This window comes from Paraburkholderia sp. GAS334, from assembly GCF_050436625.1.
Classification (GTDB): Bacteria; Pseudomonadota; Gammaproteobacteria; order Burkholderiales; family Burkholderiaceae; genus Paraburkholderia.
On the sequence record NZ_JBNDMO010000037.1, the window covers coordinates 24,240 to 43,418 of the forward strand.

Below are 19,179 nucleotides of genomic sequence, written 5' to 3' on the forward strand. Positions count from 1 at the left end.
AAGATGGAAGTGAAAGCAATTCATCGCGGTGCCCGCATCTCGGCGCAGAAAACGCGCCTTGTGGCTGACCAGATCCGCGGTTTGCCGGTCGACAAGGCGCTGAACGTTCTGACGTTCTCGCCGAAGAAGGCTGCGGGAATCGTGAAAAAGGTCGTGCTGTCGGCGATCGCGAATGCGGAGCATAACGAAGGCGCCGATATCGATGAGCTCAAGATCACGAGCATCTACATCGATAAGGCTGCCTCTCTCAAGCGTTTTACTGCGCGCGCCAAAGGCCGTGGTAACCGCATTGAGAAGCAATCCTGTCACATCACTGTGACGGTCGGAAATTAAGGGGTCATACGATGGGACAGAAAATTCATCCGACTGGCTTCCGCCTGGCCGTCAGCCGTAATTGGGCGTCGCGTTGGTACGCGAACAACACCAATTTCGCGGCGATGCTGCAGGAAGACATCGGTGTTCGTGAATACCTGAAGAAGAAGCTGAAAAACGCTTCGGTTGGTCGCGTCGTTATCGAGCGTCCGGCGAAGAACGCGCGCATCACGATTTATAGCTCGCGTCCAGGTGTGGTCATTGGTAAGAAGGGCGAGGATATCGAGCTGCTGAAGTCGGAACTGCAACGCCGCATGGGCGTTCCGGTCCACGTCAACATCGAGGAAATCCGCAAGCCGGAAACCGATGCGCAACTGATCGCCGATTCGATCACGCAACAGCTCGAGCGCCGGATCATGTTCCGTCGCGCGATGAAGCGTGCGATGCAGAACGCCATGCGTCTGGGTGCTCAAGGCATCAAGATCATGAGCGCGGGCCGTCTGAACGGTATCGAAATCGCCCGTACGGAATGGTATCGCGAAGGTCGCGTTCCGCTTCATACGCTGCGTGCTGATATCGACTACGCAACTTCGGAAGCGAAGACGACGTACGGCATCATCGGCGTCAAGGTGTGGGTCTACAAGGGCGACACGCTTGGCCGTAACGATGCTCCGGTGGTTGAAGAAGTCGCCGAAGAAAAGCGCCCGCGCCGTAACGCACGTCCGGGTGGCGATCGCCGTCCGCGTCGCGATGGTGAAGGTGGTGGCCCGGCAGGTGCACGCCGTGGCGCTCCTCGTCGTGCTGGCGGTGCCGGCGGCGACGGGAAGACTGGAGAATAACGATGCTGCAACCGAAACGCAGAAAGTATCGCAAAGAGCAGAAAGGTCGTAACACCGGTATCGCGACGCGCGGCAACGCGGTGTCGTTCGGTGAGTTCGGTCTGAAGGCTATCGGTCGTGGTCGTTTGACCGCGCGCCAGATTGAAGCGGCGCGTCGTGCAATGACGCGTCACATCAAGCGTGGTGGCCGCATCTGGATCCGCATCTTCCCGGACAAGCCGATCTCGCACAAGCCGGCGGAAGTACGTATGGGTAACGGTAAAGGTAACCCCGAGTACTACGTCGCGGAGATTCAACCGGGCAAGATGCTGTACGAAATGGATGGCGTAACCGAAGAGCTGGCACGCGAAGCGTTCCGTCTGGCTGCAGCAAAGCTGCCGCTGAAGACGAGCTTCATCGTGCGTCAGCTCGGCGCCTAAGGAGTAGATGATGAAGGCTTCCGAACTTCACCAGAAAGATCAGGCCGCGCTCAACAAGGAGCTGTCGGACCTGTTGAAGGCGCAATTCGGCCTGCGCATGCAACTCGCGACCCAGCAGCTCACGAACACGAGCCAGCTGAAGAAGGTTCGTCGCGACATCGCTCGTGTGCGGACCGTCCTGACTGAGAAGGCGAACCAGAAATGAACGATAGCGTAAAAACCTCGCTCAAGCGGACGCTGGTCGGCAAGGTCGTCAGCAACAAGATGGACAAGACGGTCACCGTGCTGGTCGAGCACCGCGTGAAGCACCCGATCTATGGCAAGTACGTCGTGCGTTCGAAGAAGTACCACGCACACGACGATGCAAACACGTACAACGAGGGTGACCTCGTTGAAATCCAGGAAACTCGTCCGATTTCGAAGACGAAGGCCTGGACCGTGGCTCGCCTGATCGAGGCTGCTCGCGTCATCTGACGCCGCAAGTTGTAGAAGTAGTTGAAATCGCAGTAAGTTTCGCTTGCAAGGCCGGGATTATTTGTTATAATCTCGGTCTTCCCTCTTTTATGGGAGCCCCGTCGCGGGCGAAGTTGGTGGGGGAAGCGGTTCAGGCGCCAGTCTGTTCCGAAGGATTCACCGGATTGCGATGGCGGGTTTCGTTTGCCGTCGCTGCTGTTCTAACCCAAGCAGCCGATTGGCTGACGGGACCAAGACTGACCGGGTGCGCCATGGTGGTGTGACCGGATTAAGTTGGGAAAGATAAACCATGATCCAGACCGAAACTCGGCTTGAAGTGGCCGACAACACAGGTGCGCGTGAAGTCATGTGCATCAAGGTGCTCGGCGGCTCGAAGCGTCGTTATGCCAGCATTGGCGACATCATCAAGGTGACCGTCAAAGAAGCAACGCCGCGCGGGCGCGTGAAGAAAGGCGAAATTTATAACGCCGTGGTGGTTCGTACCGCCAAGGGCGTGCGCCGTCAGGACGGCTCGCTGATCAAGTTCGACGGCAACGCAGCTGTGCTGTTGAATGCCAAGCTCGAGCCCATTGGCACCCGTATTTTCGGGCCTGTCACGCGCGAGTTGCGCAGCGAACGATTCATGAAGATCGTTTCGCTGGCACCTGAAGTGCTGTAAGGAGTCGCGATGAACAAGATTCGCAAAGGTGACGAAGTTATCGTCATCACCGGCAAAGATAAAGGCAAGCGCGGCGTCGTGCTGTCCGTCGACGAAGGCAAGGTGATTGTCGAGGGTATCAACCTCGTCAAGAAGCACGTCAAGCCGAACCCGATGAAGGGAACGACGGGCGGCGTGGAAGCCAAGACGATGCCGCTGCAAATTTCGAACGTCGCATTGGTCGACGCGAATGGCAAGGCGTCCCGTGTAGGCATCAAGGTCGATGGAGACAAGAAAGTTCGTTTCCTCAAGACGACCGGTGCTGAGCTGAGCGCCTGACGCTGCGGAGTAAAAAATGGCTCGTTTGCAAGAATTTTACAAAGAGAAGGTTGTACCCGGCCTCGTCGAGAAGTTCGGTTACAAGTCCGTGATGGAAGTGCCGCGCATCACCAAGATCACCTTGAACATGGGTGTGGGTGAGGCGATTGCGGACAAGAAAGTCATCGAGAACGCTATTGGCGACCTCACGAAAATCGCAGGCCAGAAGCCGGTGATCACGAAGGCGCGCAAGGCAATCGCTGGTTTCAAGATCCGTCAAGGCTATCCGATCGGTGCAATGGTCACGTTGCGTGGTCAGGCAATGTACGAATTTCTGGACCGTTTCGTGACGGTTGCGCTCCCCCGTGTGCGCGACTTCCGAGGCGTGTCGGGTCGTGCGTTCGATGGTCGCGGCAACTACAACATCGGTGTGAAAGAGCAGATCATTTTCCCCGAAATCGACTACGACAAGATCGACGCGCTGCGTGGGCTGAATATCAGCATCACGACGACTGCGAAGACCGACGACGAAGCAAAGGCTCTGCTCGCCAGCTTCAAGTTCCCGTTCAGAAACTGAGGTTACCGTGGCTAAACTGGCACTGATCGAACGTGAAAAGAAGCGTGCACGCCTCGCAGCCAAGTTCGCTCCCAAGCGCGCTGAGCTGAAGGCGGTCATCGACGACCAAAGCAAGTCGGATGAAGAGCGTTATGCAGCCCGTCTGGAACTGCAACAACTGCCGCGCAACTCTAACCCGACCCGTAAGCGCAATCGTTGCGCGATCACTGGTCGCCCGCGCGGTACGTTCCGTAAATTCGGGCTGGCGCGTAACAAGATTCGCGAAATCGCGTTCCGCGGCGAGATCCCTGGCCTGACCAAGGCGAGCTGGTAATAGGAGAAACGTAAATGAGCATGAGTGATCCTATCGCCGATATGCTGACTCGCATCCGCAACGCGCAGATGGTCGAGAAGGTTTCGGTGACGATGCCCTCGTCGAAAGTCAAGGTTGCGATCGCGCAAGTCCTTAAGGACGAAGGCTATATCGATGATTTCGCAGTGAAGGCTGAAGGTGCGAAGTCTGAATTGAACATCGCGTTGAAGTATTACGCTGGCCGTCCGGTTATCGAGCGCCTTGAACGCGTCTCGAAGCCTGGCCTGCGTGTATATCGCGGTCGTAACGACATCCCGACGGTCATGAATGGCCTCGGCGTGGCAATCGTGTCGACGCCGAAGGGCGTGATGACGGACCGCAAGGCGCGCGCTACGGGCGTTGGCGGCGAAGTCATCTGCTACGTCGCTTAAGGCCGAAAGGAGAGGAAACATGTCTCGAGTAGGTAAAAGCCCGATCGCGCTGCAAGGCGCAGAGGTGGCCCTTAGCGACGAACGCATTACCGTCAAGGGCCCGCTGGGTACGATTACGCAAGCTGCAAATCGCCTCGTGAAAGTGGTGAACGACAACGGCACGCTGAAGTTCGAGCCGGTTGACGAAAGCCGCGAAGCGAATGCGATGTCGGGCACGATGCGCGCACTGGTTGCGAACATGGTGAACGGCGTGACGAAGGGTTTCGAGCGCAAGCTGACGCTGGTTGGCGTCGGTTACCGCGCACAGGCGCAAGGCGACAAGCTGAATCTGTCGCTGGGTTTCTCGCACCCCGTGGTGCACCAGATGCCGGAAGGCGTGAAGGCTGAAACCCCGACGCAAACCGAAATCGTGATCAAGGGGATCAATAAGCAACAAGTTGGCCAGGTCGCGGCAGAAGTGCGCGGCTATCGTCCGCCGGAGCCCTACAAGGGCAAGGGTGTGCGCTACGCCAACGAGGTTGTGATCCTCAAAGAAACGAAGAAGAAGTAAGGGTGCGCAATCATGGATAAGACTCAATCTCGCCTGCGCCGCGCTCGTCAGACGCGTATCAAGATCGCTGAGCTGCAGGTCGCGCGTCTCGCCGTGCATCGCACGAACACGCACATCTATGCGCAAGTGTTCTCGCCGTGCGGCACCAAGGTGCTCGCCAGCGCGTCGACGCTCGAAGCCGAAGTGCGTGCGCAACTGGCTGATCAGACGGGTAAAGGCGGCAACGTTGCTGCTGCGACCCTGATCGGTAAGCGCATTGCAGAAAAGGCTAAGGCTGCCGGCATCGAATCCGTCGCCTTCGACCGTTCGGGTTTCCGTTACCACGGCCGCGTGAAAGCGCTGGCTGATGCGGCGCGCGAAGCCGGACTCAAGTTCTAAGGGAAGAATTCGTCATGGCAAAGATGCAAGCGAAAGTTCAGGCTGACGAACGCGACGACGGCCTTCGTGAAAAGATGATTTCGGTCAACCGCGTGACCAAGGTCGTGAAGGGTGGCCGTATTCTCGGCTTCGCCGCACTGACCGTGGTTGGCGATGGTGATGGCCGCATCGGCATGGGCAAGGGCAAAGCGAAGGAAGTTCCGGTTGCTGTTCAAAAAGCGATGGAACAGGCTCGCCGCAATATGTTCAAGGTGCCGCTCAAGAACGGTACGTTGCAACACGAAGTGCACGGTAAGCATGGCGCATCCGCTGTCCTCCTCGCTCCGGCGAAGGATGGTACGGGCGTGATCGCTGGCGGTCCGATGCGCGCAGTGTTCGACGTCATGGGCGTGCAAAATGTGGTGGCCAAGAGCCACGGTTCGACGAACCCTTACAACCTCGTCCGTGCGACGCTCGACGGTCTGCGCAAGCAGTCCACTCCGGGCGACATCGCGGCGAAGCGTGGTAAGTCCGTCGAAGATATTTTGGGCTAAGCCAGGTGGTCACCATGTCTGAAAAAACTGTCAAGGTTCAGCTCGTAAAGAGCCTGATCGGGACCCGCGAAACGCACCGTGCAACGGTGCGTGGTCTGGGCCTGCGCCGACTCAACTCGGTTAGCGAGCTGCAGGACACGCCGGCTGTGCGCGGCATGATCAACAAGGTTTCGTACCTCGTTAAGGTCATCGGCTAAGCGGCTGACCAGGACTCAAGGAGTTGATAATGGAATTGAATAACCTGAAGCCGGCAGAAGGCTCGAAGCACGCTAAGCGTCGCGTCGGTCGTGGCATCGGCTCCGGACTCGGCAAGACCGCAGGTCGCGGTCACAAGGGTCAGAAGTCGCGTTCGGGCGGCTTTCACAAGGTTGGCTTCGAAGGCGGTCAAATGCCGCTGCAACGTCGCCTGCCGAAGCGCGGCTTCACGTCGCTGACGAAGGAATTCGTTGGTGAAGTGCGTCTCGCCGATCTGGAAAAGCTGCCGGTCGACGAAATCGATCTGTTGGCTCTGAAGCAAGCCGGCCTGGTCGGTGAGCTGATCAAGAGCGCCAAGATCATCGCGACGGGCGAGCTGAAACGCAAGATCGTTGTGAAGGGTCTGGGTGCGACGAAGGGTGCACGCGCTGCTATCGAAGCAGCCGGCGGCTCTTTTGCCGAGTAACGCGCAAGTCGATTGCCGTCACTAGCATTTGCATCGGAGAAGGTACTTGGCTAACAGCCCGAGTCTCGCAAAACCCGGTCGAAGCGCGGCGAAGTTTGGCGATCTGCGTCGGCGGGCAGTGTTCCTGCTGCTGGCGCTGATCGTCTACCGTATCGGCGCGCATATTCCGGTGCCGGGTATCGACCCGGACCAACTGGCGAAGCTGTTTCAAAGCCAGTCGGGCGGCATCCTTGGCATGTTCAACATGTTCTCGGGTGGCGCACTCTCGCGGTTCACGATTTTCGCGCTGGGGATCATGCCGTATATTTCGGCGTCGATCATCATGCAGTTGCTGGCGATCGTCTCGCCGCAACTCGAGGCGTTGAAGAAGGAAGGCCAGGCGGGACAACGGAAGATTACGCAGTACACGCGGATCTTTACCGTGTTGCTTGCTACGTTTCAGGCGTTCGGCATTGCCGTTGCGCTTGAAAATCAGCCGGCACTCGTCATTGACCCTGGTATGGTGTTCCGGCTCACGACGGTTGTGACGCTTGTCACTGGCACGATGTTCTTGATGTGGCTTGGTGAGCAGATCACGGAACGCGGACTCGGTAACGGTATCTCGATCATCATTTTCGGCGGGATTGCAGCGGGTTTTCCGAATGCAATCGGTGGTCTCTTCTCGCTGGTGCAAACCGGCTCGATGGGCCCGGTTTCGGCGATTATCGTCGTCGCGCTGATTGCTGCAGTGACGTATCTGGTTGTGTTCATCGAACGCGGCCAGCGCAAGATTCTTGTGAATTACGCCAAGCGGCAGGTGGGCAACAAGATTTACGGCGGCCAGTCTTCGCATTTGCCGCTGAAGCTGAATATGTCGGGTGTGATTCCGCCGATTTTTGCATCGTCGATCATTCTCTTCCCGGCAACCATCCTGAACTGGTTCAGTTCGGGTTCGCGTACCAGCTGGTTTGGCGACACGCTACATAACGTGGCTGAGGCGATCAAACCGGGTCAACCGGTGTACGTTTTGCTGTACGCGTTGGCGATCGTGTTCTTTTGCTTTTTCTACACCGCTTTGGTGTTCAACAGCAGAGAGACGGCCGACAACCTGAAGAAGAGCGGCGCTTTCGTTCCAGGCATCCGACCGGGCGATCAAACGGCCCGATATATCGACCGCATCCTCACGCGTTTGACGCTGGCTGGTGCGATCTACATCGTGTTCGTTTGTCTGCTGCCTGAGTTTTTGGTGCTGCGCTGGAACGTGCCGTTTTATTTTGGTGGAACGTCGCTGCTGATCATTGTCGTCGTCACAATGGACTTCATGGCGCAGGTGCAGTCGTACGTTATGTCGCAACAGTATGAATCGCTGCTGAAGAAAGCTAATTTCAAAGGCGGCGGCGTCCCGATGCGTTGAAAGGACTTATGGCCAAAGACGATGTAATCCAGATGCAGGGTGAAGTCATCGAAAACCTGCCTAACGCTACCTTTCGGGTAAAGCTGGAAAACGGCCATGTCGTATTGGGACACATATCCGGCAAGATGCGGATGCACTACATCCGAATCCTGCCGGGCGACAAGGTGACGGTTGAATTGACGCCTTACGATCTGTCGCGTGCGCGGATCGTGTTCCGGGCGAAGTGATTTGAAAAAAGGGTAATATCATGAAAGTGATGGCATCGGTTAAGCGCATTTGCCGCAATTGCAAGATCATCAAGCGCAAGGGCGTTGTGCGCGTGATTTGCAGCTCTGATCCGCGCCACAAACAGCGTCAAGGCTGAACGCCGCGCTTTTGCTTGCGCTTTTTGTTTGAGGAAAAACAATGGCTCGTATCGCAGGGGTTAACATCCCGAATCACCAGCATACCGAAATCGGCCTGACGGCAATTTACGGTATCGGCCGCACGCGCTCGCGCGACATTTGCGTCGCTGCTGGTGTGGCATTTTCGAAGAAGGTCAAGGACCTGAACGACGCAGACCTCGAAAAGCTGCGTGAAGAAGTCGGCAAGTTCATCGTTGAAGGCGATCTTCGCCGTGAAACGACGATGAACATCAAGCGCCTGATGGATCTCGGCTGCTACCGTGGCGTGCGTCACCGCAAGGGCCTGCCCCTGCGTGGCCAGCGCACGCGTACGAATGCCCGTACGCGCAAGGGTCCGCGTCGTGCAGCGCAATCGCTGAAGAAGTAAGCGGAATTGACAGTTACAGGAAAACGTAATGGCTAAGGCTTCGAACAACTCCGCGGCGCAACGCGTTCGCAAGAAGGTCAAGAAGAACGTCGCCGAGGGCGTGGTTCACGTTCACGCGTCGTTCAACAACACCATCATCACGATCACCGATCGTCAGGGCAACGCGCTTGCCTGGGCGACGTCGGGTGGCCAGGGTTTCAAGGGCTCGCGTAAGTCGACGCCGTTTGCAGCTCAGGTTGCAGCCGAATCGGCTGGTCGCGTGGCGATGGAATACGGCGTCAAGAACCTCGAAGTGCGGATCAAGGGCCCCGGTCCTGGCCGTGAGTCCGCGGTGCGCGCGTTGCATGGTCTTGGTATCAAGATCACCGCGATCTCCGACGTGACGCCGGTTCCGCACAACGGCTGCCGTCCGCCGAAGCGTCGTCGTATCTAAGACGCCGTTTTGCTAGCGCCTGTTGACGCTTCGCGCGTCGACGGGCTGCTTGCGTTATTGAATTGACTAAGCCCACCGTTCGACCCAAAGGGTTCGGACTAGCGTGAATGCAGATTCACGTGATTAATCAGAGAAGGAATCAACGTGGCACGTTATATCGGCCCCAAGGCCAAGCTCTCCCGCCGTGAAGGCACCGACCTCTTCCTGAAGAGCGCCCGTCGTTCGCTGGCTGACAAGTGCAAGCTTGACAGCAAGCCGGGCCAACATGGCCGCACGTCGGGTGCACGTACGTCCGATTACGGCACGCAGCTGCGCGAAAAGCAAAAAGTAAAGCGCATCTACGGCGTCCTCGAACGCCAGTTCCGCCGTTACTTTGCCGAAGCGGACCGTCTCAAGGGCAACACGGGTGAAAACCTGCTGCAATTGCTCGAGTCGCGTCTCGACAACGTCGTGTATCGCATGGGCTTCGGCTCGACGCGCGCTGAAGCGCGTCAGCTGGTCGGCCACAAGGCGATCACGGTGAACGGCGTCGTCACCAATATTCCGTCGCTGCAAGTCAAGTCGGGCGATGTGGTTGCGGTGCGTGAACAGGCGAAGAAGCAAGCGCGCATTCTCGAAGCGCTGTCGTTGGCCGAGCAAGGCGGTCTGCCGAGCTGGGTCGCTGTCGATTCGAAGAAATTCGAAGGCACGTTCAAGCAAAAGCCGGAACGCAGCGACATCGCTGGCGATATCAACGAAAGCCTGATCGTCGAATTGTATTCGCGGTAATCGGATTGACGGCCGGGGCACCCTGATTGCGTTGCGCAAGGGGGCGTCTCGGCTGTTTATTTTCAGGTTGTTACCGGTCAGCCTTATCGGTGTAACGAGCCGAGGGTATTGAAAAGGAAAACCTATGCAAACCAGTTTGTTGAAGCCCAAGATCATCGCAGTTGAATCGCTTGGCGATAGCCATGCGAAAGTGGTCATGGAACCGTTTGAACGCGGTTACGGCCACACCTTGGGTAACGCGCTTCGGCGCGTGCTGCTATCGTCGATGATTGGCTATGCGCCGACCGAAGTGACGATTGCAGGCGTCGTGCACGAATATTCGACGCTCGACGGTGTGCAAGAGGACGTAGTCAACCTGTTGTTGAACCTGAAGGGTGTCGTTTTCAAGCTGCATAACCGTGACGAAGTGACGGTTACGCTGCGCAAGGAAGGCGAAGGCGTTGTCACCGCTGGCGACATCGAACTTGCGCACGACTGCGAAGTGATCAACCCGGATCACGTGATTGCGCATCTGTCGAAGGGCGGCAAGCTCGACGTTCAGATCAAGGTCGAAAAGGGCCGTGGCTATGTGCCGGGCAATGTGCGTCGTTATGGCGAAGAGTCGGCCAAGATCATCGGCCGTATCGTGCTGGACGCGTCGTTCTCGCCGGTTCGCCGCGTGAGCTACGCCGTCGAAAGCGCGCGCGTCGAACAGCGTACCGACCTCGACAAGCTCGTGATGAACATCGAAACCAATGGCGTGATTTCGCCGGAAGAAGCGATCCGTCAATCGGCGCGTATTCTGGTTGATCAGCTGTCGGTGTTCGCTGCGCTGGAAGGCACTGAAGCTACGGCAGAAGCACCGTCGCGCGCGCCGCAGATCGATCCGATCCTGCTGCGTCCGGTGGATGATCTCGAACTTACAGTTCGCTCTGCGAACTGCCTCAAGGCCGAGAACATTTACTACATCGGCGACCTGATCCAGCGCACGGAAAACGAGCTGCTGAAGACGCCGAATCTGGGCCGCAAGTCGCTGAACGAGATCAAGGAAGTACTCGCTTCGCGTGGCCTGACGCTCGGTATGAAGCTCGAGAACTGGCCGCCGGCCGGTCTGGACAAGTAATACGCCCGTAATCGCAGCTGTACCGCGACTGGCGAAGACGCGGATTTTCCTTTAAAATCCGCGTCTTGCCATTTTTCACTACCGGCCCGTGTGCTTACCGACCTTACGGTCAGGCAGAGCACGATAGAAGAGCTGGATCAAAACTCTGAATCAAAGGAATCAAAATGCGTCACCGTCATGGTCTGCGGAAACTGAACCGCACGAGCAGCCACCGTCTGGCAATGCTCCGTAACATGTCTAACTCGCTGATCGAGCACGAAGTCATCAAGACGACGCTGCCGAAGGCGAAGGAACTCCGTAAAGTCGTCGAGCCGCTGATCACGCTCGGCAAGAAGCCGTCGCTGGCAAATCGTCGTCTGGCGTTCAACCGCCTGCGTGATCGTGACTCGGTCACGAAGTTGTTCGAAGTGCTCGGCCCGCGCTACGCGAATCGTCCGGGTGGCTACACCAGCATCCTGAAGTTCGGCTTCCGCGTCGGCGATAACGCACCGATGGCGCTGGTCCAGCTGATGGATCGTCCGGAAATCGTCGAAGCAGACGACATTCAGGAAGCGGAATAAGCTCCCAGCATTAGCGAAAAAGCCAGGCAAACGCCTGGCTTTTTTGTTTTCCGGGCCGAATGTCGCGATGGGGACGACCAGCGGCGTTATGGGTCCTGGTGATACGATAGCGTGAGCGGATTACCTGTCGGGTGGAGCGAGTTGTGAGTGTAGCGGTGACCTTGATGCTGACGACTGTGCCGGACCTGGATTCGGCGAGAAAGCTGGCGTCGGGCGCGCTCAACGCGCGGCTCGCCGCATGCGTGACGCAACTCGGCGCGGTTCATTCCAGTTATCACTGGCACAACAAGATCGAATCCGCCGACGAAATCCAGTTGCTGTTCAAGACGAGCGCCGCGCGAACTCTGGAGCTCGAACAGTATATTCAGACTCACCATCCGTACGACACACCTGAAATCCTCTCATGGCAGGCCACTGCTTCGGTGGCTTACGGCCAATGGATCAACGCTGAAACTCAACGCACTCTCCATGTTTAACCGCTCCAATCGACGCGTGCACGCTGTCGCACTGTCGTTGCTCCTTCTGCTGGCGATGCCGTTTGCCGGTCTCGCCGCAGCCGCGGACGATTTCCTCGATCCTGATGTTGCCTTCAGGTTCGGCGCCACGGAGCAACCGGGCGAAGTCGACGTGCACTACAAGATCGCCGACGGCTATTACATGTACCGCGAACGCTTTGCGTTCGCGACGCGCAACGGCTCGGTCAGCCTCGGCGAGCCCGTCCTGCCGGCCGGGCACGTCAAATTCGATGAGACCTTTCAAAAGAACGTCGAGACGTACCGGGGCGACCTGACGATCCGCATTCCGGTCAAATCCGTGTCGGGCGCGTTTGATGTCGCGGTCACGTCGCAGGGCTGCGCCGACGCAGGCATCTGCTATCCGCCGATGGAGCGCGTCTATCACGTGAAGGGCGCGGCGTTGCAGGCGGCAACTTCGGGCACAGTGGCCACCGTTGCTGCGGCTCCGGGGGCGTCCTTGTCCTCGCAACAGGCTCAAGCAACGACCAACGCGTCCTGGTACGAGCGCGCGACCAGCGCCGATTACGCCGAGTCGCTGCTGCAGGGCGGCGGTTTTCTCGCGATTGTCGGTCTGTATTTCGTCGCCGGTGTCGTGCTGAGTCTTTTGCCGTGTTCGTATCCGATGATCCCGATCCTGTCGGCGATCATCATCGGCGAAGGTGCGCGGGTGACACGGGCACGCGGCTTTTCACTGTCGCTGGCTTATGTGATCGGTATGGCCCTTGTCTATACGGCGCTGGGCATCGCCGCCGCGCTTGTCGGGCAGAGCCTCGGTGCATGGTTGCAGAATCCGTGGGTACTGGGCGCTTTCGGTGTGCTGCTGACGGTCTTCGCGCTGACGCTGATCGCCGGTTTCGATATCGCGCTGCCCCAGCGTTGGCAGGACAGCGCTTCCCGCGTGTCGCAAGGCCACTCAGGCGGCAAATTCGCGGCCGTGGCGGGCATGGGCGCGCTGTCGGCACTGGTCGTCGGCGCGTGCATGACGGCGCCGCTCTTCGCCGTTCTCGCGTTTATTGCGCACACAGGGAACGCGTTGCTCGGGGGCGCCGCGCTGTTTTCGATGGGAATCGGCCTCGGCGTGCCGTTACTGATCATCGGTCTCGGCGCCGGGACGCTGCTGCCGCGTGCCGGCCTGTGGATGGACGGCGTCAAGGTGTTTTTCGGGGTCGTATTGCTCGCGGCTGCTCTGTGGATCGTCTGGCCGGTGCTGGGAGCCAGCGCTCAGATGCTGTTGAGCGCGCTCTGGCTGTTAATCGCATCCGCCGGGCTTGGGCTTTTCACGCCGACCACGGGCGGGAGTTCGGTGTGGCGCCGGCTTGGCCGCGGCGTCGGCGCGGCCTTGACGATCTGGGCCGCCGTACTGCTGGTCGGCCTTGCAGCCGGATCGACCGATCCACTGCGTCCGCTAGCGGTGCTGGCTGCTCGCGGCGGCGCGTCGGCGGGCGCTGTGAGTCCCAAGGCGGGCGAGCTCGCGTTCGCGCCGGTACGCTCGTCGGGTCAACTGGATCAGGCCGTCAAGACTGCCGCGCAACCGGCGATGCTCGATTTCTACGCTGACTGGTGCGTCAGTTGCAAGGAGATGGAAAAGTTCACCTTCAGCGACCCGCGCGTACACGCCAGGCTGCAGCAGCTGAATTTGCTGCGCGCCGACGTCACCGCAAACAGTCCCGACGATCAGACGCTGCTCAAGCGCTTCAAACTGTTCGGCCCGCCAGGCATCATCTTCTTCGATCGTGGCGGCAACGAAGTGTTGCGGGTCGTCGGCTACGAGTCGGCGGATGTGTTTCTGCGCAGTCTCGAACGCGCTGCGCCGACGAAGTCATAGCGCGTAGACGCGATGCGGGACTGCATTGGCATCGCATCGGTACACGCGTTTGCGCGAAAGCTGGGCCGACCCCGCCGGCCCAGCCTCCAGCTTACTTCTGCGACCGCAGGATCCGCGCGGCGTCGAGCGCAAAGTACGTCAGCACGCCATCTGCGCCGGCGCGCTTGAACGCCAGCAGCGACTCCATCATCGCCTTGTCGTGGTCCAGCCAGCCGTTCTGCGCCGCTGCTTTCAGCATCGCGTACTCACCGCTCACCTGGTAGACGTACGTCGGGAACCGGAACTCGTCCTTCACACGACGGACAATATCGAGATACGGCATACCCGGCTTGACCATCACCATGTCCGCGCCTTCCTCGATATCCATGCGCACTTCGCGCAGGGCCTCATCGGAGTTGGCCGGGTCCATCTGATACGTCATCTTGTTGCTCTTGCCGAGATTCGTCGCTGAACCGACAGCATCGCGGAACGGGCCATAGAACGCCGATGCGAACTTGGCGGCATACGCCATGATCCGCGTGTGAATGTAGTCCTCGCTTTCGAGCATTTCACGGATCGCGCCGATGCGGCCATCCATCATGTCCGAAGGCGCGACGATGTCGACCCCAGCCTCAGCCTGCGCACGCGCCTGTTCAAGCAGAATCTCGACGGTCTGATCGTTGATCACGTAGCCCGCTTCGTCGAGTACGCCGTCCTGGCCGTGACTCGTGTACGGATCCAGCGCGACGTCGGTCAACACGCCGAGATCGGGGAAATGCTTCTTCAGCTCGCGGACCGCGCGCGGAATCAGGCCAGCAGGATTCGTGGCCTCACCGCCGTCGGGTGTCTTCAATGACGGCTCGATCGCCGGGAACAACGAAATCACCGGCACGCCGAGTTCGACGCACTGTTCAGCGACGCCCATCAGCAGATCCACCGAGACGCGCTCGACGGCTGGCATCGACGACACGGCTTGCCGCACGTTCGTGCCTTCGACGACGAACACCGGGTAGATCAGGTCGTTGGTGGTGAGAATGTTTTCGCGCATCAGGCGGCGCGAGAAGTCGTCACGGCGCATGCGGCGTGGACGGTGATGCGGATAAAAGCTCATGTCAGTATTGTGCGTGGAGAATGTCGAAAAATTTCTGCCCCTCCGCCTTGCCAAACCTTTTTGAGACAATGGTATATCATACCGATCGAGCAAGGCGCCATGCGCTGACCTCCCCGCTTCTCCTCCCTGAGCGGGTGCCTGTCGTTTTTCGATTAGGCTGTTTGACCCGCCGTTTCTAGCGGCGGGTTTTTTTATGGGCGGCCGAAACGCGTGCGGGCAGAATCCGTGCAGCCTATGCCGCCGGGGCTTCGCCTTCGGTCGGAGTGGGCACCAGCCAGCTTCCGAGAAGTGCGTGCGCCTCGTCCAGCCCGACGCGCTTGAGCGCCGAAAACAGTTGCACAGTCAATTCGCCCTGATAGCCCGCCGCGCGATACTCAGCCAGACCCTTCTGCGTCGAACGCAGCGCGTTCACGCTTTCCTGCCGCGTCAATTTGTCGCACTTCGTCAGCAACGTGTGGATCGGTTTGCCGGTCGGCGCGAACCATTCGATCATCCTTCGATCGAGTTCAGTCAACGGACGGCGCGAATCCATCATCAGGATCATGCCGCGCAACTGCGCGCGTGACTGCAGGTACGACGACAGCAGCGCCTCCCAGTGCGCCTTCGCGGCGCCGGGCACTTCTGCGTAGCCATAACCCGGAAGGTCGACGAGATGCGCGACGGGCTCGTCCGCCGGGCCGACCGAGAAATAGTTGATGTGCTGCGTGCGTCCGGGCGTCTTGCTGGCGAAGGCCAGCCGCTTCTGGTTGCAGAGCAGGTTGATGGCGGTCGACTTCCCGGCATTGGAGCGCCCGGCAAAGGCGACTTCGGGCTGAGACGTGGCCGGCAGATCACGCAGATGATTGACCGTCGTGAAAAAGCGGGCTTGGTGGAGCAGGAAGGACATGAGGGAACCAGGATGTGAGACGCCCTGTGACCCGGAGTGGGGACGGGACAAGCCCGACTGGCGTCTTCGCGATTAGCGAGTTATTGTACAATACGGCGGTTTACTGAAGACCGGCGAGGCAAGGAGCGTGCCTTGCGGGGAACCGCGGGCAATGGCCTCGACAGTAAAGAATCGCAGTAAAAGCATCACCGTCGTATTTTGCAAAACCTCTAATTCCCACAAGACGAAACAGGGTGTGCGAATGAATCGACTGTTCAAGTCTCTGATGGTGCTTCAAGTTGCGGCAGGTCTTTCAGGTTGGGTCGTCGAGGCAAGAGCAGCAGATCCGGCAAAGCCGGACGTGAATCGGGGTCAGGCAATCGCGGCGCAGGTTTGCGCTTCGTGCCACGGTGCAGACGGCAACAGTGCCGGCGGCGCGTATCCGAAGCTCTCGGGTCAACACCCCGAGTACCTCGTCAAGCAGCTCATGGATTTCAAGACGCAGTCCGGCGCAAAGCAGCCGGCGCGTAACAATGCGATCATGGCGGGCATGGTTGCCGCACTATCCGATCAGGACATGGTCAACGTAGCCGCGTATTTCGCGACCCAGGTGCCAAAGCCCGGCTACGCGCATAACAAGAACACGGTGCCGCTCGGGCAGAAGATCTATCGCGGCGGGATTGCCGACAAGGGCATTCCGGCGTGCGCGAGCTGTCATGGCCCGACCGGCCAGGGCATTCCGTCGCAGTATCCGCGTCTGTCGGGGCAGTGGGCGGATTACACGGTGACGCAGTTGACCGCGTTCACGCAGGGGCCGGGCGCTCGCAACAACAACGAAGCGATGCACACCATCGCAAACCGTTTGTCGGATAGCGAGATCAAGGCAGTAGCCGATTACATCGCGGGCCTGCATTAAGCGGTTCGCACGCAGGTACAACCGGCCCGTCGAGGCCGGAAAAAACAAGAAAAGGGTGGGGGCGTCGTCAGCAGACGATAGCCCTTCACCCTTTTTTGCTGTTCAGTCGGAGTATGAATGAGCGTTACCACGTCGGGTCTGGAGTTGAAGTCGGGTCAACGCGCGATGCGTCGTGCGGTCGAGTTGCTGAGTTCGATGCGCTTTGCGATCGCACTGCTCGTGATCCTGTCGATCGCGAGCATCATCGGTACCGTGCTCACGCAGGACGATCCGTATCCCAATTACGTCAATCAGTTCGGCCCGTTCTGGGCGGACATCTTCCGCTCGCTGAGCCTGTACAACGTGTACAGCGCGTGGTGGTTCATGCTGATCCTCGGTTTTCTCATCGTGTCGGTTTCGCTGTGCGTGATCCGCAACGCGCCGAAGATGATCGCCGACATGAAGAGCTGGAAGGTCAAGGTCCGTGAAGGCAGCCTGCGCGCCTTCCATCACAAAGGCGAGTTCGCGGTGCACGGCACGCGCGCGCAGACGACCACGCTGCTTGCGAAACTGTCCGGCAAGATGGGCTACAAATTCGTCGTACGCGAAACCGAAGGCGCGACGCTGATTGCCGCCAAACGCGGCGCGATGACGAAGCTCGGCTACATCTTCGCGCACGTCGCGATTGTCGTGATCTGTATCGGCGGCCTGCTCGACAGCAATCTGCCGATCAAGCTGCAAATGTGGCTCTTCGACAAGACGCCGATCCGAAGCAACACGGTCATCAACGACATCCCTGCTGAGCATCGCCTGTCGCAGACGAATCCGACGTTCCGCGGCTACGCGTGGGTGCCGGAAGGTCAGCACGTGTCGACCGCGATCCTGAACCAGCAGGACGGATCCCTCATTCAGGATCTGCCGTTCTCGATCGAGCTGAACAAATTCATCGTCGACTATTACTCGACCGGCATGCCAAAGCTGTTCGCGAGCGATATTGTCGTGATCGATCACAAGACGGGCGCACGCGTGCCCGCGCGCGTCGAGGTGAACAAGCCGTTTGAGTACGACGGCGTGTCAATCTATCAATCGAGCTTCCAGGACGGCGGCTCGCAGATGCAGATGACCGCGTATCCAATGACGGGCGACACCATGAAGACCGTGCCGTTCGGCGGCCCGATCGGCGGCGCGGCGCCGCTGACGGCAACGATCCCCGGCGCCGACGGCCAGACCGTCGAGTTCACCGATTTCCGCGCGATCAACGTCGAAAACACGTCGAACGGCAGCGGCGCGAACGATGCGCGCGGCGTGGCCGCCCATCGCTCGCTGAAGGAAGCGTTCGACGAGCGGCTCGGCTCCGGCGCGAAGACGTCGAAGCCGGTTGATCTGCGCAACGTCGGCCCGTCGGTGCAGTACAAGGTGCGCGGCAAGGACGGCCAGGCGCGCGAGTACAACAACTATATGCTGCCCGTCGATGTGAACGGCGAACGCATGTTCCTCGCCGGCATGCGTCTGAATCCCGATGATCCGTTCCGCTACCTGCGCATTCCCGCCGACGCCGGCGGCACGGTCAAGGAATGGATGAATCTGCGCGCGGCGCTCGAAAACCCGGCGCTGCGTGCCGAAGCCGCGCATCGCTTTGCATTGCGCTCGGTGCCGGGCTCGAACCAGGAACTGCAGCAGCATCTGGAAGAAAGCGCGTCGCGCGTCCTGACCCTCTTTGCTGGCGCGGACGATTCGGGTGGCAAGGCGCCGAACGGCCAGGTCATCGGCGGCTTCCAGGCGATCGCCGGCTTTATCGACCACTCCGTGCCGAAGGGTGAGCAGGAAAAGGCTGCTGGCCTGCTCCTGCGCATGCTGGAAGGCTCGATGTGGGACGTGTGGCAACTGTCCCGCGAGCAGGCTGGCGAGGCCGACGTGAAGGCGGATGCCGATACCAGCCGTTTTGTGCAAAGCGCGATCAATGCGCTTTCGGACAGCTTTCTGTACGGATCGCCGGTCTATCTGCAGCTTGATTCGTTCAAGCAGGTTCAGGCTTCGGTATTCCAGCTCACGCGCGCGCCAGGCAAAAAAGTCGTGTATCTTGGCAGCCTGCTCCTCGTATTGGGCATCTTCTCGATGTTCTACGTTCGCGAACGGCGCCTGTGGTTCTGGCTCAAAGATAGTGATCACGGTGTGAATGTCGTGATGGCGATGTCGAGCGCTCGCAAAACTCTCGATTTCGAGAAAGAATTTGCCCAGACGCGCGATTCTGTCGGCGCCGCACTGAGCGTCAAACCCACCGATGCATCCGACGCCGCGGGCACATCCGGCGCGCAGAAGTCGGCAGGCTCACAAGATTCGACCCGGTAAGATCATGGACTTGTCTCAGGTTTCCTCTTCCCCCTCGCACAAGAATGCGCCCGTCGATCAGGCGTCTCACGTCGCGCTGTTCGACGAACGCCCGTTCCTGAAGCGCCTCGGCATCACCGACTGGCTGTTTGCGCTGGCGATGGTCGCCGGCGCGGGTTTCGCGCTGTCGCGCTATTCCCCCTTCATGAATGA

General features: G+C 59.3%; 29 protein-coding genes and 1 pseudogene. 28 read left to right on the forward strand and 2 right to left on the reverse strand.

Annotation, left to right across the window (positions count from 1 at the left end; all coding sequences use genetic code 11):
* Window positions 1-3: 3 nt before the first annotated feature.
* The 25 genes from rplV to dsbD all read left to right on the forward strand — a co-directional run bounded on the left by rplV (window position 4) and on the right by dsbD (window position 13,788).
* Window positions 4-333, forward strand: a complete 330-nt coding sequence (rplV, locus tag P3T21_RS33955; RefSeq protein ID WP_011490054.1) for a 50S ribosomal protein L22 — start codon at window positions 4-6, stop codon at window positions 331-333.
* An 11-nt stretch (window positions 334-344) separates the two neighbouring features.
* Window positions 345-1,151, forward strand: a complete 807-nt coding sequence (gene rpsC / locus P3T21_RS33960) for a 30S ribosomal protein S3 (RefSeq protein ID WP_228882661.1) — start codon at window positions 345-347, stop codon at window positions 1,149-1,151.
* Window positions 1,152-1,153: 2 nt separating this feature from the next.
* Window positions 1,154-1,570 carry a 50S ribosomal protein L16 gene (rplP, locus tag P3T21_RS33965; protein WP_090537188.1) on the forward strand — a complete coding sequence of 139 codons (417 nt, stop codon included), beginning with the start codon at window positions 1,154-1,156 and terminating at the stop codon, window positions 1,568-1,570.
* A 10-nt stretch (window positions 1,571-1,580) separates the two neighbouring features.
* Window positions 1,581-1,775 (forward strand): 50S ribosomal protein L29, encoded by a 195-nt coding sequence (gene rpmC, locus P3T21_RS33970; RefSeq protein ID WP_007180130.1) that lies wholly within the window; start codon window positions 1,581-1,583, stop codon window positions 1,773-1,775.
* A complete protein-coding gene (gene rpsQ / locus P3T21_RS33975) occupies window positions 1,772-2,044 on the forward strand; it encodes a 30S ribosomal protein S17 (RefSeq protein ID WP_228882652.1) in 273 nt (90 codons plus the stop codon). Before rpmC ends, rpsQ begins: the two co-directional genes overlap by 4 nt.
* A gap of 289 nt (window positions 2,045-2,333) precedes the next feature.
* A complete protein-coding gene (gene rplN / locus P3T21_RS33980; protein ID WP_006052212.1) occupies window positions 2,334-2,702 on the forward strand; it encodes a 50S ribosomal protein L14 in 369 nt (122 codons plus the stop codon).
* A 9-nt stretch (window positions 2,703-2,711) separates the two neighbouring features.
* On the forward strand, window positions 2,712-3,020 hold the full coding sequence (gene rplX, locus P3T21_RS33985; RefSeq protein ID WP_228882649.1) for a 50S ribosomal protein L24: 309 nt from the start codon (window positions 2,712-2,714) through the stop codon (window positions 3,018-3,020).
* A gap of 16 nt (window positions 3,021-3,036) precedes the next feature.
* Window positions 3,037-3,576: a 50S ribosomal protein L5 gene (gene rplE, locus P3T21_RS33990; RefSeq protein WP_090537192.1), complete on the forward strand. Its 540-nt coding sequence runs from the start codon at window positions 3,037-3,039 to the stop codon at window positions 3,574-3,576.
* 7 nt (window positions 3,577-3,583) lie between these two features.
* Window positions 3,584-3,889 carry a 30S ribosomal protein S14 gene (gene rpsN / locus P3T21_RS33995; RefSeq protein WP_133661207.1) on the forward strand — a complete coding sequence of 102 codons (306 nt, stop codon included), beginning with the start codon at window positions 3,584-3,586 and terminating at the stop codon, window positions 3,887-3,889.
* 14 nt (window positions 3,890-3,903) lie between these two features.
* Window positions 3,904-4,299: a 30S ribosomal protein S8 gene (gene rpsH / locus P3T21_RS34000; RefSeq protein ID WP_090537196.1), complete on the forward strand. Its 396-nt coding sequence runs from the start codon at window positions 3,904-3,906 to the stop codon at window positions 4,297-4,299.
* Window positions 4,300-4,318: 19 nt separating this feature from the next.
* Complete coding sequence (gene rplF, locus P3T21_RS34005) at window positions 4,319-4,849, forward strand: 50S ribosomal protein L6 (protein WP_090695789.1); 531 nt, start codon at window positions 4,319-4,321, stop codon at window positions 4,847-4,849.
* 12 nt (window positions 4,850-4,861) lie between these two features.
* Entirely contained in the window at window positions 4,862-5,227 is a 366-nt protein-coding gene (gene rplR / locus P3T21_RS34010) for a 50S ribosomal protein L18 (RefSeq protein ID WP_006052218.1), read from the forward strand.
* 14 nt (window positions 5,228-5,241) lie between these two features.
* Window positions 5,242-5,760, forward strand: a complete 519-nt coding sequence (gene rpsE / locus P3T21_RS34015; RefSeq protein ID WP_007180127.1) for a 30S ribosomal protein S5 — start codon at window positions 5,242-5,244, stop codon at window positions 5,758-5,760.
* A 14-nt stretch (window positions 5,761-5,774) separates the two neighbouring features.
* Window positions 5,775-5,957 carry a 50S ribosomal protein L30 gene (rpmD, locus tag P3T21_RS34020; protein WP_010106952.1) on the forward strand — a complete coding sequence of 61 codons (183 nt, stop codon included), beginning with the start codon at window positions 5,775-5,777 and terminating at the stop codon, window positions 5,955-5,957.
* Window positions 5,958-5,986: 29 nt separating this feature from the next.
* On the forward strand, window positions 5,987-6,421 hold the full coding sequence (gene rplO, locus P3T21_RS34025) for a 50S ribosomal protein L15 (RefSeq protein WP_429260290.1): 435 nt from the start codon (window positions 5,987-5,989) through the stop codon (window positions 6,419-6,421).
* Between the two features lie 46 nt (window positions 6,422-6,467).
* Window positions 6,468-7,814, forward strand: a complete 1,347-nt coding sequence (gene secY, locus P3T21_RS34030) for a preprotein translocase subunit SecY (protein WP_429260291.1) — start codon at window positions 6,468-6,470, stop codon at window positions 7,812-7,814.
* Window positions 7,815-7,822: 8 nt separating this feature from the next.
* Window positions 7,823-8,041 (forward strand): translation initiation factor IF-1, encoded by a 219-nt coding sequence (infA, locus tag P3T21_RS34035; protein WP_004521905.1) that lies wholly within the window; start codon window positions 7,823-7,825, stop codon window positions 8,039-8,041.
* Window positions 8,042-8,061: 20 nt separating this feature from the next.
* Window positions 8,062-8,178, forward strand: a complete 117-nt coding sequence (rpmJ, locus tag P3T21_RS34040; RefSeq protein WP_004199844.1) for a 50S ribosomal protein L36 — start codon at window positions 8,062-8,064, stop codon at window positions 8,176-8,178.
* 41 nt (window positions 8,179-8,219) lie between these two features.
* Window positions 8,220-8,585, forward strand: a complete 366-nt coding sequence (rpsM, locus tag P3T21_RS34045; RefSeq protein ID WP_006052223.1) for a 30S ribosomal protein S13 — start codon at window positions 8,220-8,222, stop codon at window positions 8,583-8,585.
* Between the two features lie 28 nt (window positions 8,586-8,613).
* On the forward strand, window positions 8,614-9,018 hold the full coding sequence (gene rpsK, locus P3T21_RS34050) for a 30S ribosomal protein S11 (protein ID WP_006052224.1): 405 nt from the start codon (window positions 8,614-8,616) through the stop codon (window positions 9,016-9,018).
* A 144-nt stretch (window positions 9,019-9,162) separates the two neighbouring features.
* Window positions 9,163-9,786, forward strand: coding sequence for a 30S ribosomal protein S4 (rpsD, locus tag P3T21_RS34055; RefSeq protein WP_429260292.1), 624 nt, complete (start codon window positions 9,163-9,165; stop codon window positions 9,784-9,786).
* A gap of 124 nt (window positions 9,787-9,910) precedes the next feature.
* Complete coding sequence (locus P3T21_RS34060) at window positions 9,911-10,888, forward strand: DNA-directed RNA polymerase subunit alpha (protein ID WP_429260293.1); 978 nt, start codon at window positions 9,911-9,913, stop codon at window positions 10,886-10,888.
* Between the two features lie 164 nt (window positions 10,889-11,052).
* Window positions 11,053-11,448: a 50S ribosomal protein L17 gene (gene rplQ, locus P3T21_RS34065; protein ID WP_090537209.1), complete on the forward strand. Its 396-nt coding sequence runs from the start codon at window positions 11,053-11,055 to the stop codon at window positions 11,446-11,448.
* A 164-nt stretch (window positions 11,449-11,612) separates the two neighbouring features.
* Window positions 11,613-11,924: a divalent-cation tolerance protein CutA gene (gene cutA / locus P3T21_RS34070; RefSeq protein WP_429260294.1), complete on the forward strand. Its 312-nt coding sequence runs from the start codon at window positions 11,613-11,615 to the stop codon at window positions 11,922-11,924.
* Window positions 11,917-13,788, forward strand: a complete 1,872-nt coding sequence (dsbD, locus tag P3T21_RS34075) for a protein-disulfide reductase DsbD (RefSeq protein WP_429260295.1) — start codon at window positions 11,917-11,919, stop codon at window positions 13,786-13,788. Before cutA ends, dsbD begins: the two co-directional genes overlap by 8 nt.
* Before the next feature lie 91 nt (window positions 13,789-13,879).
* On the opposite strand, the gene hemB is transcribed toward dsbD, so the two are convergent.
* Together hemB and yihA are read right to left on the reverse strand one after the other, a co-directional pair.
* A complete protein-coding gene (gene hemB, locus P3T21_RS34080) occupies window positions 13,880-14,878 on the reverse strand; it encodes a porphobilinogen synthase (protein WP_429260296.1) in 999 nt (332 codons plus the stop codon).
* 232 nt (window positions 14,879-15,110) lie between these two features.
* Complete coding sequence (gene yihA / locus P3T21_RS34085) at window positions 15,111-15,764, reverse strand: ribosome biogenesis GTP-binding protein YihA/YsxC (RefSeq protein ID WP_429260297.1); 654 nt, start codon at window positions 15,762-15,764, stop codon at window positions 15,111-15,113.
* 241 nt (window positions 15,765-16,005) lie between these two features.
* Between yihA and P3T21_RS34090 the strand changes: the two genes are divergently transcribed.
* The 3 genes and pseudogenes from P3T21_RS34090 to P3T21_RS34100 all read left to right on the forward strand — a co-directional run.
* A complete protein-coding gene (locus tag P3T21_RS34090) occupies window positions 16,006-16,659 on the forward strand; it encodes a c-type cytochrome (RefSeq protein ID WP_429260298.1) in 654 nt (217 codons plus the stop codon).
* Window positions 16,660-16,776: 117 nt separating this feature from the next.
* Window positions 16,777-18,987 (forward strand): cytochrome c biogenesis protein ResB, encoded by a 2,211-nt coding sequence (locus P3T21_RS34095; protein WP_429260299.1) that lies wholly within the window; start codon window positions 16,777-16,779, stop codon window positions 18,985-18,987.
* A 4-nt stretch (window positions 18,988-18,991) separates the two neighbouring features.
* A pseudogene (locus tag P3T21_RS34100) lies at window positions 18,992-19,179 on the forward strand (c-type cytochrome biogenesis protein CcsB); the annotation flags it as partial.

Bases quoted from the DNA above. Each gene is read 5' to 3' on its own strand.
- dsbD (WP_429260295.1), top strand. From the start codon at position 11,917: ATGTTTAACCGCTCCAATCGACGCGTGCACGCTGTCGCACTGTCGTTG.
- cutA (WP_429260294.1), top strand. From the start codon at position 11,613: ATGCTGACGACTGTGCCGGACCTGGATTCGGCGAGAAAGCTGGCGTCG.
- hemB (WP_429260296.1), bottom strand. From the start codon at position 14,878: ATGAGCTTTTATCCGCATCACCGTCCACGCCGCATGCGCCGTGACGAC.
- rpmJ (WP_004199844.1), top strand. From the start codon at position 8,062: ATGAAAGTGATGGCATCGGTTAAGCGCATTTGCCGCAATTGCAAGATC.
- rpsM (WP_006052223.1), top strand. From the start codon at position 8,220: ATGGCTCGTATCGCAGGGGTTAACATCCCGAATCACCAGCATACCGAA.
- rpsQ (WP_228882652.1), top strand. From the start codon at position 1,772: ATGAACGATAGCGTAAAAACCTCGCTCAAGCGGACGCTGGTCGGCAAG.
- rplV (WP_011490054.1), top strand. From the start codon at position 4: ATGGAAGTGAAAGCAATTCATCGCGGTGCCCGCATCTCGGCGCAGAAA.
- P3T21_RS34090 (WP_429260298.1), top strand. From the start codon at position 16,006: ATGAATCGACTGTTCAAGTCTCTGATGGTGCTTCAAGTTGCGGCAGGT.
- yihA (WP_429260297.1), bottom strand. From the start codon at position 15,764: ATGTCCTTCCTGCTCCACCAAGCCCGCTTTTTCACGACGGTCAATCAT.
- rpsE (WP_007180127.1), top strand. From the start codon at position 5,242: ATGGCAAAGATGCAAGCGAAAGTTCAGGCTGACGAACGCGACGACGGC.
- rpmD (WP_010106952.1), top strand. From the start codon at position 5,775: ATGTCTGAAAAAACTGTCAAGGTTCAGCTCGTAAAGAGCCTGATCGGG.
- rplO (WP_429260290.1), top strand. From the start codon at position 5,987: ATGGAATTGAATAACCTGAAGCCGGCAGAAGGCTCGAAGCACGCTAAG.
- rplP (WP_090537188.1), top strand. From the start codon at position 1,154: ATGCTGCAACCGAAACGCAGAAAGTATCGCAAAGAGCAGAAAGGTCGT.
- rpsC (WP_228882661.1), top strand. From the start codon at position 345: ATGGGACAGAAAATTCATCCGACTGGCTTCCGCCTGGCCGTCAGCCGT.
- rpsK (WP_006052224.1), top strand. From the start codon at position 8,614: ATGGCTAAGGCTTCGAACAACTCCGCGGCGCAACGCGTTCGCAAGAAG.
- rplE (WP_090537192.1), top strand. From the start codon at position 3,037: ATGGCTCGTTTGCAAGAATTTTACAAAGAGAAGGTTGTACCCGGCCTC.
- rplN (WP_006052212.1), top strand. From the start codon at position 2,334: ATGATCCAGACCGAAACTCGGCTTGAAGTGGCCGACAACACAGGTGCG.
- rpmC (WP_007180130.1), top strand. From the start codon at position 1,581: ATGAAGGCTTCCGAACTTCACCAGAAAGATCAGGCCGCGCTCAACAAG.
- rplQ (WP_090537209.1), top strand. From the start codon at position 11,053: ATGCGTCACCGTCATGGTCTGCGGAAACTGAACCGCACGAGCAGCCAC.
- infA (WP_004521905.1), top strand. From the start codon at position 7,823: ATGGCCAAAGACGATGTAATCCAGATGCAGGGTGAAGTCATCGAAAAC.
- P3T21_RS34060 (WP_429260293.1), top strand. From the start codon at position 9,911: ATGCAAACCAGTTTGTTGAAGCCCAAGATCATCGCAGTTGAATCGCTT.
- rplX (WP_228882649.1), top strand. From the start codon at position 2,712: ATGAACAAGATTCGCAAAGGTGACGAAGTTATCGTCATCACCGGCAAA.
- rplR (WP_006052218.1), top strand. From the start codon at position 4,862: ATGGATAAGACTCAATCTCGCCTGCGCCGCGCTCGTCAGACGCGTATC.
- P3T21_RS34095 (WP_429260299.1), top strand. From the start codon at position 16,777: ATGAGCGTTACCACGTCGGGTCTGGAGTTGAAGTCGGGTCAACGCGCG.
- rpsH (WP_090537196.1), top strand. From the start codon at position 3,904: ATGAGCATGAGTGATCCTATCGCCGATATGCTGACTCGCATCCGCAAC.
- rplF (WP_090695789.1), top strand. From the start codon at position 4,319: ATGTCTCGAGTAGGTAAAAGCCCGATCGCGCTGCAAGGCGCAGAGGTG.